This window comes from Streptomyces sp. NPDC053542 (assembly GCF_044544685.1).
In the GTDB taxonomy this organism is placed as follows: domain Bacteria; phylum Actinomycetota; class Actinomycetes; order Streptomycetales; family Streptomycetaceae; genus Streptomyces.
This window is the reverse complement of the sequence record NZ_JBITXL010000004.1, coordinates 699,464-712,692: the sequence shown is the minus strand read 5'-3', so window position 1 is coordinate 712,692 and position 13,229 is coordinate 699,464. Positions and strand designations below refer to the sequence as shown.

Here is a 13,229-nt window from a genome sequence, read left to right as displayed (position 1 = left end):
TTCCCCTCCGGGGGCCCACGTGGCCCCTGGAACGCATGCGCGATGATGGACGGGACGGAACGAGACGTACTGCCGCCGGCCCCGTACGGCGGCACGACCGAGCAAGGCCGGCGGCGAGCGGGTTCTTCGCCGGTGAGAGGTAATCCCATGGCACCGCGCATCCTGCTGGCCCGGCACGGGCAGACGGAGTGGTCCCTGTCCGGCAAGCACACCGGGCGCACGGACATCCCGCTCCTCGACGAGGGCCGCCGCGGCGCCAAGCTGCTCGGCGAGCGGCTGCACCGCGCGCCCTGGGACGGGCTCCCGGACGCCGAGGTGCGCACCAGCCCCCTGATCCGCGCCAAGGAGACCTGCGAGCTGGCCGGCTTCGGGGACCGCGCGGCGGACTGGGACGCGCTCATGGAGATCGACTACGGCGCGTACGAGGGGCTGACGCCCGCCGAGATCAAGGCGGACCGGCCCGACTGGCTCATCTGGCGGGACGGCGTCCCCGAGGGCGAGACCCTCGCCCAGGTGACGCAGCGCGTGGACGGCGTCATCGAGGAGGTGCGCGCGGGCGGCCGCGACGTGCTCGTCTTCGCGCACGGCCACATCCTGCGCTCGCTGTGCGCCCGCTGGCTCGGCGAGGACATCTCCTTCGGGGCCCGCATCCGCCTCGACCCGACCTCCCTGTCGGTCCTCGGCTGGGCCTACGGCGCCCCGGCCATCGAACGCTGGAACGACACGGGCCACCTGGGCTGACCGGCCTCGGCCGGTCCAGGAAGGCGCTCAGGCCGACCGGGCACTCAGGCCGGACGGGCCGCCAGCGCCTGCCGGTCCAGGAAGGCGGCGACGCCCGTGGCGTGGCGCTGCGGGCGCAGCGCCTTCGCCGTACCGGCCAGCATCGTACGGACGCGGGCCGAGCCGACCTCGCCCAAGAGGTCCAGCGCGCGGAGCCCGGCGGAGGCCGCCTCGTCGGGCGCGCCGCTGCCCGCCAGATTGCCCGCCAGCTCCGCCGTGTACAGCGCGATGTTGCGCGTGAAGTGCGGGTTCTGGAGTGCCACGGCGCGGCGCGCGTGCTCCGCCGCACGCCCCCGTTCCCCCAGCGCCGACCAGCACTGCGCCTCCAGGCCCTCGAGCTCGGCGTCCCCGTAGAAGGACATCCACTCCGGGTCGGCGTCGGACGGCCCGTGGGCGAAGAGCCGGTGCGCCCGCAGCAGCGCCTCCTCGCAGCCCGCCCGGTCGCCGAGCCCCGCCCAGCCGCCCGCCTCGCGCAGCGCCAGCAGGGACAGTAGACGGCGCGAGGAGAGGTGCTTCGCGGCGTGCTGGGCGGCCTGCGCCGCCCGTACTGCCTCCCGCGGCCGGCCCGCGTCCCGGGCGAGGAACGCGGTGTTGCAGAACGCGTGCGCCTCCAGGGCCGGGTCGCCCGCCACCCGCGCGGTGGCCAGCGCCTCCGCGTAGTGCGAGCGGGCGTCCCCGAAGCGGCCCGAGTCGTGGGCCAGCCACCCGACCGAGATGGCCAGTTCGCCGGCGCCCGCGTGCAGCCGGTCGGCGACCGACTGGCGGTGCGTCCCGGCGTCCAGGAGCTCGTAGGCGGCGCGCAGCGGCTGGGCCGCGCGCTGGTAGATGCCCTCGGCGCCGTGCCGGTCGTCCAGCAGCCGGATGCGGCGCACCGCGTCCTCCACGGCCGCCGCCTCGGCCCCTCCCGCGCGTCTCGCGCCGCCCGGGAGGGGCGGTACGGACTCTGCGGACCCGAGGGGCGCCAGGCCGGCGATCCCCAGCGCGGCGGCCGGGCCGCCGGTCATGAACGCGCGACGCAGCACGTCGCTCTCCTCGTAGCTCTGAGTGGATGTGTCGCGGTGGTTCGGAGTGGTGGTACGGGCGTGCTCGCGCGGCCCCGGGAGCGCGGCGTCCGGGTGCGCCCGCGCGCCCCGTCCGCGTACCGACTCGCGCGGCGCGAACCCCATGTCGGCCGGTGTGAGGCCGGGGAACATGTGCCGGAACACCCGCTCGTAGGCGTAGTTGGGGCAGCGGATCTCCCCGGCCTCGACGCGCCCCACGTAGCGCGCGTCGCACGAGACCTGCTCGCCGATCTCCCGGGCGGCCCGGCGCACGGCAGCCGCGAACTCGCCGGGGGACAACCGGCCGCGCAACTGCCGGAAAGCGGTGTTCGGGCGGGCCGGCAGATCGCGGGCCGGCGCTGCTGGACCAATGGGCGACGTCATGGCGGGCCCTCTCCATGCCATCCGTGCGGCGATGCCGCACCCTGGGCGGCGCGGCGGGACGACCGTACCGTCCGTGACACCCTCTATACGGAGAGTTTGTTTACAAAAGGGATATCTCACCCGGGATCCGCCATGAAGTGCCATCCTTTACAGCGTCCTGACGCCGTTGCTGTTGACGCCCTTCCGCGTTGCATCAGGTGTAGGGAGCGCCGCGTCAGGAGGAGGGGTTTCCGTGCTGAAGACCGGCGGGGGCAAGGATGTCGTCGAGACCGCAGCGGGTGTGCCGGGGGCCGGGGCCGCCGACCCGCCCCGCGACCTCGACCTGGTGACGGTGCCGGCCCGGCAGGGTCTGGAGGCGGTGGACATCCTCCGGCTGCGCGACGGCGTCGGCCCGGTCCTGCACGACGGCACGTGCGACACCCTCGGCTTCCTGGTGCCCCCGGGCACGGCCGCCGGCTGGGACCTGCCCGGCAGCGCCTGTACGGAGACGTACGGCGGCGGGCGGGGTGGCGGCGTCCGGGGCGCGGACGAGCCGCCGGTCGCCGGCACGGGCTGGCTGGTCCCCCCGGAGGGCGCGTTCGCCGCGGCGACCGACCCCGCGGTGCTGCGCGCCGCGCTCGGCGAGGCGGCCCGCACGATCGAGGCCGTCGACCGCTGCCGCTGAGCGGCCTCTCGCGGCGCTTCCCGCGGCCCGCGGCAGGCCCGCGGCAGGCCCCGCCCCGTCGGGGATACTGGCCGGATGGCGAAGAACAGGCGGGTGCGTGCGGCCCGGGAGCCGGTGACGGCGGAGGTGACCGGCGGCCGCGCCGAGCTGCGGCCCGACCGGGACCGGCCGCGTGGCTGGACGCTGCTGATCGACGGCGCCCCGCAGTCCTTCGTGGACCTCGACGACCCGGCGTACCTCGACTTCTCCTACCAGCGCCGCCTCGGCCACATCGCCGACCTCGCCGCCCCGCCCGGCAAGCCGCTGCGCGTCCTGCACCTCGGGGGCGGCGCGCTCACCCTGGCGCGTTACGTCGCGGCGACCCGCCCCCGCTCCACCCAGCAGGTCGTCGAGATCGACGCACCGCTCGTGCAGTTCGTCCGCGAACAGCTGCCGCTGGACTCCGGGGCGCGCATCAAGGTGCGCGGCGGGGACGCCCGCGCCGGGCTCGCCAAGGTCCCGGACGGCTGGGCCGACCTGATCATCGCGGACGTCTTCAGCGGCGCCCGTACGCCCGCGCACCTGACCAGTACGGAGTTCGTCACCGAGGCGGCGCGGGCGCTGGCGCCCGGCGGCTGGTACGCGGCCAATCTCGCGGACGGCCCGCCGCTGGCCTTCGTACGCGCCCAGATCGCCACCGTGGGCGCGGTCTTCGGCGAGCTGTGCCTGACCGCCGCGCCCCCGGTGCTGCGCGGCAAGCGCTTCGGGAACGCGGTGCTGCTCGCCGCCGACGGCCCGCTGCCGGTCGCCGAGCTGACCCGGCGGGCCGCGACCGACCCGGAGACCGGCCGCGTCGAACACGGGCGCGCGCTGCGGGACTTCGCGGGGGGCGCGGCGCCGGTCACGGACGCCACCGCGGTCGCCTCGCCCGCGCCGCCGCCGGGCACCTTCGACCGATAGCGCGGCGCAGCGCCCTACTGGGCGTGGTTGTCCGTGGTGACGACCGGCGGATGGCCGTTCCAGGCGCAGATCACCGAGGTGTGCTCATTGCCCCGGGTGAAGTCGACCCGGAGCCAGCCGTCCTGCTTCCACACCTGCATCTGCCAGCCGGGCCCGGGGGTCGCCGACACCAGCTCCGCGTACGAGGGCCGCAGGTCCAGGACGACCCGGCCGCCGTCGGTGCGGTAGCCCTTGACCGTGCCCGCGTCCCCGTCCGGCGCGGGGGCGCTCGGGGCGGTGGCGGAGCGGCTCGGTGCCGGGGTGTGCGGCGGCGTGGCCGGCTCTTCCGGCCGCGTGGTCTGCCGAGTGGGGGAGGGGGACGGCGTGCCGGAGGGCTTGGGACGGTGGGTGGAGGACGCGCGGGGTGTGGCGCTGCTCGCGGAACCGGGCTGCGCGCCGGGCGCGTTGTCGGAGATCGGGAGCGCGCGCGGCGGGTCGTACGCCGTACCGGAGACCACCGTGTGCACGCCGAACCACGACAGCGTGACCGCGGCGCCCGTCGCCAGTGTCCAGGCGCCCGCGTGAACCAGTCCTCGTCGCACCCGGCTCATACTGCACCACCCCGGGCGCCGCGCACGACGCTCCGCCGCGGTGCCGTACGAAACGGACGGCAGGGCCTCGCGAAACGGACGACGATCGTCAATGTCCGGTCAAGAACCGCACCCGAATGGCGTACGGTGCCGCCCATGGCTCGTGTGCTCGTGGTCGAGGACGACCAGTTCGTCCGCTCGGCCCTCATCCGGCAGCTGTCCGACGCCGCACACATCGTGCGCAGCGTCGGCACCGCCCTGGAGGCGCTGCGCGAGGTGGCCCAGGAAACCTTCGACGTGGTCGTCCTGGACCTCGGGCTGCCCGACCTGGACGGCCGCGAGGCGCTGAAGATGCTGCGCGGCATCACCGACGTCCCCGTGATCGTCGCCACAGCCCGCGACGACGAGGCCGAGATCGTCCGATTGCTCAACGACGGCGCCGACGACTACCTCACGAAGCCGTTCTCCGTGGCGCACCTGTCCGCCCGGATGGCCGCCGTACTGCGCCGCGCCCAGGGGCCCGGCGGCGGGCCGCCGCCCTCCCGGGTGCTCCGGGTCGGCGGCCTGACCGTCGACCCGCTGCGCCGCCGGGCCGACCTGGACGGTGCCCCGCTGGACCTGACCCGCCGCGAGTTCGACCTGCTCGCCTTCCTGGCCGCACGCCCCGGCGTGGTCGTGGCCCGCAAGGAACTGCTCGCCGAGGTGTGGCAGCAGTCCTACGGCGACGACCAGACCATCGACGTCCACCTGTCCTGGCTGCGCCGCAAGCTGGGCGAGACCGCCGCCAGCCCCCGCTACCTGCACACCCTGCGCGGAGTCGGCGTGAAGCTGGAGCCGCCGCAGGCGGGACCCCCGCAGGCGGAGCCGCCGCAGGACGGGCCCCGGCCGTGAGATGGGCGCTGGTCAAGGTCGCGCTCGCGGTCACGGCCATGGTGGTGATCGCGTTCGCCGTCCCGCTCGGCATGGTCGTCAAGGAACTGGCGCGGGACCGCGCGTTCGCCAACGCCGAGCGGCAGGCCGCCGCGATCGGCCCCGTACTCGCCATCACCACCGACCGCGGTGAGCTGATCCGCGCGGTCGCCAGCGCCGAGACCGGGCCCGGCGGCCAGCTCGGCGTCCACGTACCGCCGACGGGCCGGGGCGGCGCGCCCGCGGTGATCGGCGCGGGCCGGGCGTCGGCAGCGGACGTCGCGCGGGCCGCCCGGTACGGCCGCGCGTCCGTCACCACCGTCCGCGGCGGCTCCTCGCTGCTCCAGCCCACCGCGGTCGCCTCGGGCACCGCCGTGGTCGAGGTCTTCGTCCCGGAGGCGGCGGTCACCAACGGCGTCGCGACGTCCTGGGTCCTGCTCGCGGGGGTCGGCCTCGCACTGATCGTCGGCTCGGTCGCGGTCGCCGACCGGCTCGGCACCCGGATGGTGCGGCCCGCCGAGCGGCTCGCGGGCGCGGCGCACGACCTGGGCGACGGCAAGCTGGGCGTACGGGTCCTGGAGGACGGCCCCAAGGAGCTGCGCTCGGCGGCCGCGGCCTTCAACTCCATGGCCGACCAGGTCGTCCAGCTGCTCGCCAACGAACGCGAGCTGGCCGCCGACCTCAGCCACCGCCTCCGCACCCCGCTCACCGTGCTCCGGCTGAACGCGGCCTCGCTCGGCGACGGCCCGGCCGCCGAGCACACCCGTGCCGCCGTCGCCCAGCTGGAGCGTGAGGTGGACCAGATCATCCGGACCGCACGCGAGCAGCAGGCGCTGACGCAGCAGGTGGCCGCGGCGGCCGGGTGCGACGCCGCCGAGGTGATCCGGGAGCGGATGGGCTTCTGGTCGGCGCTCGCGGAGGACGAGGGGCGCACGGTACGAGTGGCGGGCGCGGACCGTCCCGTCCGCGTCCCCGTCGCGCGCCCCGAGCTGGCCGCCGCGCTGGACGCGCTGCTCGGCAACGTCTTCCGGCACACGCCCGAGGGCACCGCGTTCGCCGTGGACGTGCACCAGGCCGAGGACGCGGTGATCGTTCTGGTGTCGGACGCGGGGCCCGGCATCGCCGACCCGGCCGCCGCGCTGCGGCGCGGCCACGGCCACGGCGGCGACGGCTCGACCGGGCTGGGCCTGGACATTGTCCGCCGCCTCGCGGAGTCCACCGGCGGCGACGTCCGGATCGGCCGCTCGGTCCTGGGCGGTACCGAGGTACGTATCTGGCTCGCCCTGGACGGCCGGCGCGGCCCCGCGGCCGGGCGCCGCCACCGGGCCCGCCGCCGGCTGGGCCGGATGCGCCGCCGGTTGCCGACGGCCCGGCGCCTCGGAGCGCGGCGCCTCGGAGCGCGGCGCTGAGCCCGGTGCTTAACCGCTCCCTTCGGGCACCTTAAGCGCGCCATAAGCCCTGTGGGGCATGGGCTGTACCTGCCGATTGTCCGTTTTCCGCTCGCTAGCGTGCGGGTTCGTCACCCCCCACGGGACCCCCACGGGCCCCACGAGACAACTGGCAGGCAGCACATGACTTCTCGGGCACATCGCCGCCGTACGAGCCGCACGGTCAAGCTGATCGGCGCGAGCGCCGCCGCCGCGCTCGCCGCGGGCGGCGCCATCGCCATCGCCGGCGCGGCCCAGGCGAGCAAGGCCACGCCGGCCGGACAGGCCGCCGCGGGCGGCGCGTTCGCCCCGTACGTCGACACCTCGCTCAGCCCCGCCTACGACCTGGTCGACACGGCACAGAAGACCGGAGTGAAGACCTTCAACCTCGCCTTCATCACCTCCGGCGGCGGCTGCGACCCCAAGTGGGGCGGCACCGGCGCGCTGGACGGCGACCCGGTCGCGCGGCAGATACCGAAGCTGCGCGCCGAAGGCGGCGACGTACGCGTCTCGTTCGGCGGCGCGGCCGGCTCCGAGCTGGGGCTCGCCTGCGGCTCGGCGGACGAACTGGCCGCCGCGTACGGCAAGGTCGTCGACGCGTACGACCTGAAGAAGGCCGACTTCGACATCGAGGGCGGCGCGCTGCCGAACGCCGAGGCCAACACCCGCCGCGCGCAGGCCATCGCCAGGCTCCAGAAGGACCACCCGGACCTGGACGTCTCCTTCACCCTCCCCGTCATGCCCGAGGGACTGACGCAGGACGGCGTCAAACTCCTCGCCGACGCCAAGAAGAACGGGGTGAAGATCTCCGCCGTCAACATCATGGCGATGGACTACGGGGCCTCGTACGACGGCGACATGGGGAAGTACGCGATCCAGGCCGCCACCGCCACCCAGAAGCAGGTCGAGGACGCCCTCGGGCTGAGCGAAGCGGACGCCTGGAAGGCGGTCGCCGTGACCCCGATGATCGGCGTCAACGACGTGGCCACCGAGGTCTTCACGCAGGACGACGCCAAGGAGCTGGCGGACTTCGCCGCGACCAAGCACCTCGGCTGGCTGTCCATGTGGTCCGCCACCCGCGACAAGGCGTGCGACGGCGGCTCCTCCGGCACCGCCCAGCCGACCTGCAGCTCCATCGACCAGCAGCCGCTGGACTTCACCAAGGCCCTCGGCGCGTACCAGGGCTGATCCACCCCGGTACCAGGGCTTCCCGGACCCTCCCCGGACCACCCCCCACACGGCGGGGCGCAGCGGTCCCCACCCCCACAGCCGCTGCGCCCCGCGCTTCCGCTTGGCCCGCACCGCACCGAGCTGGCGCCGCTTTCCGCCGTTGCGTCGCGTTCCGCTGTGTAATGGCGGGAAACATTCGCGGCCGGGAGTCCGGAGGCAGCCATGGCAGCGGCAGGACGCGGTGGTCGGCGCGGCGGACGCCCCACGCTCGAGGAGGTGGCGGCGCGGGCGGGCGTCGGCCGGGGCACCGTCTCCCGGGTCGTCAACGGCTCGCCCCGGGTGAGCCCCCGCACGCGCGCCGCCGTCGAGCGCGCCATCGCCGAACTGCAGTACGTACCGCACGGCGCGGCCCGCGCGCTGGCCGCCGACCGGACCGACGCCGTCGCGCTGGTCATCCCGGAGCCGGAGACCCGGCTGTTCGCCGAGCCGTACTTCTCCGGAATCATCCGCGGGGTCGGCGCCGGGCTCGCCGACACCGACCTCCAGCTGCTGCTGATCCTGGTCCGCACGCCCAAGGAGCGCGAGCGGCTGGGCCAGTACCTCGCCGCGCACCGCGTGGACGGCGTGCTGCTGGTCTCCGTGCACGCGGACGACCCGCTGCCCGACCTGCTGTCACGGCTGGAGCTGCCCGCGGTGCTCAGCGGCCGCCGCTCCGCCCGGGAGACCGTGCCGTACGTGGACTCCGACAACACCGGCGGGGCCCGGGCCGCGGCGCGGCACCTCCTGGAGCGCGGCCGGCGGACCATCGCCACGATCGCCGGGCCGCCGGACATGTACGCGGCCCAGTGCCGGCTGGCCGGCTACCGGCAGGCGCTGGAGGACGCCGGGCACGACCCGGACGAGGCGCTGATCGTCCCGGCGGACTTCACCGAGGACGGCGGGCGGCGGGCGATGGCCGCGCTGCTGAACCGCCGCCCGGACGTGGACGCGGTCTTCGCGGCCTCGGACGTGATGGCGGCCGGGGCGCTGGCGGTACTGAGAGAACGCGGGCGCCGGGTCCCCGAGGACGTGGCGCTGGTCGGCTTCGACGACTCGGCCGTCGCGCGCCACCTGGACCCGCCGCTGAGCAGCGTGCGGCAGCCGATCGAGGAGATGGGCCGGGCGATGGCCCGGGTACTGATCGAGGAGATCGCCGAACGCTCCCGCGAGCGCCCGCAACTGGTCCTGCCGACGGAATTGGTCGTACGCGAGTCCTCCTGAGAGCACGCACTTGACCTGCCGTCACATCCCGCCGCGCACGCTCTCCCGGAAGGCGATCGGCGTGACGCCCGCCCGGTGCAGGAAGTACTTGCTGAAGTTCGTCGCGTCCTCGAAGCCGAGGCGGCGGGCGATCTGCGCTGCCGGCAGATCGCCGTGCGCGAGCAGCCGCTTGGCCTCCAGCACCACCCTGCGGTCGATGAACTCCTTCGCGCCGGTCCCGGCCGCCGCCTCCGTCGCGCGGGAGAGCGTACGCGGTGAATAGCCCAGCGCCCGGGCGTAGTCGGCGACCCGGCGGCTGACCGCGAAGTCCCGCTCGACGGCGTCCCGGAAGCGCAGGAACGTCGCCGTCGCCGCGCACTCACCGGCGTCCTCCGCCGCGTCCCGCACCAGATGCGCGGCGCGCAGCACCAGTACCGACAGCAGGTGCCGCAGCACTTCGAGGTGCGCCTCCAGCGGCAGCCCGCACAGCGCGCCGAACTCCTGGTGCAGATGGTCCAGCGCCGCCCGCGCGGCCCGCCCGGCCGCGTCCTCCGGATGGCGCACGGCCGGGCCGTACCAGTCCTCCAGGCGGGCCGCGGTGGCCGTCGCCGGGTCGAGGAAGCCGGACTCGAAGAGCACGAGGACGCCGTCAGCGCCGGTCAGGTCGCCGAAGTGCTGCACCTGGCCGGGGCGGACCCACAGCCAGTCGCCCGGCGCCAGCTCGTACCGGCGGAAGTCGACGGTGTGCGACAGGCGGCCGGCGTCCAGCGCGAGGAGGTGGTGGAAGCCGGGGCGGTGCGGGACGGCCAGCGCACAGACGTCGGCCCGCGCGCGCAGCTCGGCGAGCGTCATGACCTCCACGCCCGCGGGCCGCCCGGCCGGCGCCGAGAAGGCGACCTCCGGGATCTGTTCTTGTCGCTTTTCCACCATCGCTCGTCCCGCGCCTACCCCGAGAGCTCTTGTTCTTCCCCCTAGCGTAGAAGACGGCCGAGCAGCCGCTGGCAGAAAAAAGCAATGAGTAGGAGCACCCCATGTCCAAGATCGCCCTCTTCGGTGCCAACGGCACCATCGGCAGCCGCATCCTCGACGAGGCCCTGGCGCGCGGCCACGAGGTCACCGCGGTAGTCCGTGACCCCGCGAAGATCACCAAGAGCCACCCGAAGCTCACCGTGATCACCGGCGACGTCCTGGACCCGGCCTCCGTCTCCGTGGCCGCCAAGGGCCAGGACGTCCTGGTCAGCGCGGTCGGCGGCGGCGACGGCCCGGGCCACCTCGCGACGATCGAGCCGTCCGCCGAGTCCCTCGTCGAGGGACTGCGCACGCTCGGCACGGAGGCCCCGCGGCTGATCGCGGTCGGCGGCGCGGGCTCGCTGCGCACACCCGACGGCAAGCAGGTCTGGGACGCCGAGGGCCTGCCGGAGTTCCTGCTGCAGATCATGCACGCGCACGGCGACGCGCTGGACTACTTCCGCACCGTCACCGACGTGCGCTGGACCAGCCTCAGCCCGGCGGCCCTGATCGAGCCCGGCGAACGTACGGGCGCCTACCGCACCGCTCTCGACGACCTGGTCGCCGACGAGAACGGCAGCAGCCGGATCTCCACCGAGGACTACGCGGTCGCCCTTCTGGACGAGGTCGAGAAGCCGCGGCACATCGGCGAGCGCTTCACCGTCGGCTACTGAGAGCCCGCGTCAGCACCCCGGGCCGGCCCCGGACACGACGAAGGCCCGGTCTGCTTCCGCAGACCGGGCCTTCACCGTTGGGGTGAGTAACGGGACTTGAACCCGCGACATCCTGGACCACAACCAGGTGCTCTACCAGCTGAGCTATACCCACCATGACCGGTGCTGTGTGGTGTCTTGTTCCCCACCGGCTGAAGAAAAGTGTACAGGGTCCGAAGGGGTGCTCGCTCCCGGCTTTCCCCCCAGCCGGGAGCGAGCTGCGTCACTCTCCTGCCGGCTGCTGCTCCGCAGGCAGGACGTGCTTGGCCGCGATCGCCTTCGCGGTGTCGGAGTCGGGCCCCGGCTGCGGCACGAAGACCGCCTCCCGGTAGTACCGCAGCTCCGCGATCGACTCACGGATGTCGGCGAGCGCCCGGTGGTTCCCGTTCTTCTCCGGGCTGTTGAAGTACGCCCTCGGGTACCAGCGCCGCGCCAGCTCCTTCACCGACGAGACATCGACGATCCGGTAGTGGAGGTAGTCCTCCAGCTCCGGCATGTCGCGCAGCAGGAAGCCGCGGTCGGTGCCGACGGAGTTGCCGCACAGCGGGGCCTTGCCCGGCTCCGGTACGTGACTCTTGATGTAGTCCATGACCTGCCGCTCGGCGTCGGCGAGGGTCGTCCCGCCGTCCAGCTCCGCGAGCAGACCCGAGGCGGTGTGCATCTCGCGTACCACCTCGGGCATGGTCTCCAGGGCCTCGGCGGGGGGACGGATGACGATGTCCACCCCCTCGCCGAGGATGTTCAGCTCCGAGTCGGTGACCAGTGCGGCCACCTCGATGAGCGCGTCGTTCGCCAGCGAGAGCCCCGTCATCTCGCAGTCGATCCACACCATGCGATCGTTCATGCGTCTCACCCTACGGGGCGCTCCCGCTGGCTGGGCAGCACCGGGCGTCCGGTGGAGCGGCCGACGGCGGGCTCACCGAGCCGGGACGCGTACGCGTCCGACTCCGGTTTGCCCGGATCGTGCGCACCGAACGGAGCACCCTGACCCGGTACCGGGGCATGGGCCCCGAAGCGCTCGGCCGCCGGGGTTCCCGTGCGGTCCAGGCGCTCCGGCCGTTCGGACGGACGCACCGCGGGTCCTGGTGGCTCCCCGGTGCCGTTCTGTGGCCGCCGGGCGCGGTAGGCCGCCCGGTAGGCCGCGGGGGAGGACCCCAGCTGCCGCCGGAAATGACCACGCAGCGCGACGGGGGAGCGGAAGCCGCAGCGGCCCGCCACCTCGTCCACCGAGTAGTCCGACGTCTCCAGCAGCCGCTGTGCCTGCAGTACGCGCTGAGTGATCAGCCACTGCAGGGGAGCGCTCCCAGTAAGTGAGCGGAACCGGCGGTCGAACGTCCGGCGGCTCATGTAAGCGCGCGCGGCGAGCGTCTCCACGTCGAACTGCTCGTGGAGGTGCTCCAGCGCCCAGGCGACGACCTCGGCCAGCGGGTCGGCGCCGATCTCCTCTGGTAATGACCTGTCGAGGTAGCGCTGGTGCCCCAACTCCGACGCCGTGCGCCGGGGCGGCACGACCAGCCGGCGGGCGAGCGCGTTGGCCGCGTCGGCGCCGTGGTCGGTCCGCACGATGTGGAGGCACAGGTCGATACCGGCGGCCGTGCCCGCCGACGTCAGCACATCGCCGTCGTCGACGAACAGTTCGCGGGGATCGACATGGACGGACGGGTAACGCTTCGCGAGCGTCGGTGCGTACATCCAGTGGGTGGTTGCCGGGCGGCCGTCCAGCAGCCCTGCGGCCGCCAGTACGAACGCGCCCGTGCACAGCCCGACGATGCGGGCCCCTTCTTCGTGCGCGCGCCGGAGTGCGTCCAGCGCGGCAGGTGGTGGCGCCTGGGTGATCGAACGCCAGGCCGGTACCACGACGGTACCTGCCCTGGAGATCGCTTCCAGGCCGTATGGAGCGGAAAGCTCCAGTCCGCCGGTCGTGCGCAAAGGCGCATCTTCGCCCGCGCACACAAGCAACCGGTACCTCGGCACGCCCGCGTCCTGGCGGTCGATGCCGAATACTGAGAGCGGAATGGAGCTCTCGAAAATGGGGCCGCCACTGAAGAGGAGCACCGCGACTACTTCGCGGCGTCGTCGGGCGGCGAGCTTGCGTGCGGCATCTGGTACGGCAGCGGAGTCCTGGCTCATGGCACTAAGCCCCCCTCGGTCGTCTCGCCCTCTCGGTCCTGCACTGTTCCCCCGCCGTGATTGCCAAGATCGAATCTACTGTGTCCCGTGAGGATGGAGTGCCAAGTTCACCACCTGCTGGTAAGTCGATATGGCAACTTGGCGCGAAGCATTCGATCACGAAGCGTTCCACTCGTGGGCCGCGCTGGGAAGTACGCATCCCTACCCTGCCCGCCCGTCGTAGGGCACAGCCACGCCGTGCGGTCCTTTCCGGCCTG

Annotated in this window: 13 protein-coding genes and 1 tRNA gene; 8 read left to right on the top strand and 6 right to left on the bottom strand. The window is 74.0% G+C overall.

The window, feature by feature from the left end:
* Nucleotides 1-147: 147 nt before the first annotated feature.
* On the top strand, nt 148-741 hold the full coding sequence (locus tag ACIGXO_RS14775; RefSeq protein ID WP_399785495.1) for a histidine phosphatase family protein: 594 nt from the start codon (nt 148-150) through the stop codon (nt 739-741).
* A gap of 44 nt (nt 742-785) precedes the next feature.
* Here the strand turns inward: ACIGXO_RS14775 and ACIGXO_RS14770 are convergent, their stop codons facing one another.
* On the bottom strand, nt 786-2,204 hold the full coding sequence (locus ACIGXO_RS14770) for a tetratricopeptide repeat protein (protein ID WP_399785493.1): 1,419 nt from the start codon (nt 2,202-2,204) through the stop codon (nt 786-788).
* Nucleotides 2,205-2,436: 232 nt separating this feature from the next.
* On the opposite strand from ACIGXO_RS14770, the gene ACIGXO_RS14765 reads away from it, so the two are divergent.
* Together ACIGXO_RS14765 and ACIGXO_RS14760 are read left to right on the top strand one after the other, a co-directional pair.
* Nucleotides 2,437-2,868 (top strand): hypothetical protein, encoded by a 432-nt coding sequence (locus ACIGXO_RS14765; protein ID WP_399785490.1) that lies wholly within the window; start codon nt 2,437-2,439, stop codon nt 2,866-2,868.
* Nucleotides 2,869-2,943: 75 nt separating this feature from the next.
* Nucleotides 2,944-3,807: a spermidine synthase gene (locus tag ACIGXO_RS14760; RefSeq protein WP_399785487.1), complete on the top strand. Its 864-nt coding sequence runs from the start codon at nt 2,944-2,946 to the stop codon at nt 3,805-3,807.
* Between the two features lie 14 nt (nt 3,808-3,821).
* On the opposite strand, the gene ACIGXO_RS14755 is transcribed toward ACIGXO_RS14760, so the two are convergent.
* Nucleotides 3,822-4,397 carry a hypothetical protein gene (locus tag ACIGXO_RS14755; protein ID WP_399785484.1) on the bottom strand — a complete coding sequence of 192 codons (576 nt, stop codon included), beginning with the start codon at nt 4,395-4,397 and terminating at the stop codon, nt 3,822-3,824.
* A gap of 135 nt (nt 4,398-4,532) precedes the next feature.
* On the opposite strand from ACIGXO_RS14755, the gene ACIGXO_RS14750 reads away from it, so the two are divergent.
* From ACIGXO_RS14750 to ACIGXO_RS14735, 4 genes are all read left to right on the top strand, one after another.
* Nucleotides 4,533-5,267, top strand: a complete 735-nt coding sequence (locus ACIGXO_RS14750) for a response regulator transcription factor (protein ID WP_399785482.1) — start codon at nt 4,533-4,535, stop codon at nt 5,265-5,267.
* Nucleotides 5,264-6,694, top strand: coding sequence for an ATP-binding protein (locus tag ACIGXO_RS14745; protein WP_399785479.1), 1,431 nt, complete (start codon nt 5,264-5,266; stop codon nt 6,692-6,694). Before ACIGXO_RS14750 ends, ACIGXO_RS14745 begins: the two co-directional genes overlap by 4 nt.
* Nucleotides 6,695-6,856: 162 nt before the next feature.
* A complete protein-coding gene (locus ACIGXO_RS14740; RefSeq protein ID WP_399785476.1) occupies nt 6,857-7,900 on the top strand; it encodes a chitinase in 1,044 nt (347 codons plus the stop codon).
* 204 nt (nt 7,901-8,104) lie between these two features.
* A complete protein-coding gene (locus ACIGXO_RS14735) occupies nt 8,105-9,142 on the top strand; it encodes a LacI family DNA-binding transcriptional regulator (protein ID WP_399785473.1) in 1,038 nt (345 codons plus the stop codon).
* A 21-nt stretch (nt 9,143-9,163) separates the two neighbouring features.
* Here ACIGXO_RS14735 and ACIGXO_RS14730 read toward each other — a convergent pair whose 3' ends face one another.
* A complete protein-coding gene (locus ACIGXO_RS14730; protein WP_399785470.1) occupies nt 9,164-10,051 on the bottom strand; it encodes a helix-turn-helix domain-containing protein in 888 nt (295 codons plus the stop codon).
* Nucleotides 10,052-10,152: 101 nt separating this feature from the next.
* On the opposite strand from ACIGXO_RS14730, the gene ACIGXO_RS14725 reads away from it, so the two are divergent.
* Nucleotides 10,153-10,803 carry an NAD(P)-dependent oxidoreductase gene (locus ACIGXO_RS14725; protein ID WP_399785467.1) on the top strand — a complete coding sequence of 217 codons (651 nt, stop codon included), beginning with the start codon at nt 10,153-10,155 and terminating at the stop codon, nt 10,801-10,803.
* Between the two features lie 78 nt (nt 10,804-10,881).
* Here ACIGXO_RS14725 and ACIGXO_RS14720 read toward each other — a convergent pair.
* The 3 genes from ACIGXO_RS14720 to ACIGXO_RS14710 form a co-directional block, all read right to left on the bottom strand.
* Nucleotides 10,882-10,957: transfer RNA gene (locus ACIGXO_RS14720), tRNA-His, on the bottom strand.
* 108 nt (nt 10,958-11,065) lie between these two features.
* Nucleotides 11,066-11,686: an oligoribonuclease gene (gene orn / locus ACIGXO_RS14715; RefSeq protein ID WP_363261066.1), complete on the bottom strand. Its 621-nt coding sequence runs from the start codon at nt 11,684-11,686 to the stop codon at nt 11,066-11,068.
* A gap of 5 nt (nt 11,687-11,691) precedes the next feature.
* Nucleotides 11,692-12,972: a GlxA family transcriptional regulator gene (locus ACIGXO_RS14710; protein WP_399785463.1), complete on the bottom strand. Its 1,281-nt coding sequence runs from the start codon at nt 12,970-12,972 to the stop codon at nt 11,692-11,694.
* Nucleotides 12,973-13,229: the final 257 nt, after the last annotated feature.

What these genes read in the sequence shown, in the direction of transcription:
- ACIGXO_RS14775 (WP_399785495.1), top strand. Translation starts at nt 148, where the DNA reads ATGGCACCGCGCATCCTGCTGGCCCGGCACGGGCAGACGGAGTGGTCC.
- ACIGXO_RS14770 (WP_399785493.1), bottom strand. Translation starts at nt 2,204, where the DNA reads ATGACGTCGCCCATTGGTCCAGCAGCGCCGGCCCGCGATCTGCCGGCC.
- ACIGXO_RS14760 (WP_399785487.1), top strand. Translation starts at nt 2,944, where the DNA reads ATGGCGAAGAACAGGCGGGTGCGTGCGGCCCGGGAGCCGGTGACGGCG.
- ACIGXO_RS14755 (WP_399785484.1), bottom strand. Translation starts at nt 4,397, where the DNA reads ATGAGCCGGGTGCGACGAGGACTGGTTCACGCGGGCGCCTGGACACTG.
- ACIGXO_RS14750 (WP_399785482.1), top strand. Translation starts at nt 4,533, where the DNA reads ATGGCTCGTGTGCTCGTGGTCGAGGACGACCAGTTCGTCCGCTCGGCC.
- ACIGXO_RS14740 (WP_399785476.1), top strand. Translation starts at nt 6,857, where the DNA reads ATGACTTCTCGGGCACATCGCCGCCGTACGAGCCGCACGGTCAAGCTG.
- ACIGXO_RS14735 (WP_399785473.1), top strand. Translation starts at nt 8,105, where the DNA reads ATGGCAGCGGCAGGACGCGGTGGTCGGCGCGGCGGACGCCCCACGCTC.
- ACIGXO_RS14730 (WP_399785470.1), bottom strand. Translation starts at nt 10,051, where the DNA reads ATGGTGGAAAAGCGACAAGAACAGATCCCGGAGGTCGCCTTCTCGGCG.
- ACIGXO_RS14725 (WP_399785467.1), top strand. Translation starts at nt 10,153, where the DNA reads ATGTCCAAGATCGCCCTCTTCGGTGCCAACGGCACCATCGGCAGCCGC.
- orn (WP_363261066.1), bottom strand. Translation starts at nt 11,686, where the DNA reads ATGAACGATCGCATGGTGTGGATCGACTGCGAGATGACGGGGCTCTCG.
- ACIGXO_RS14710 (WP_399785463.1), bottom strand. Translation starts at nt 12,972, where the DNA reads ATGAGCCAGGACTCCGCTGCCGTACCAGATGCCGCACGCAAGCTCGCC.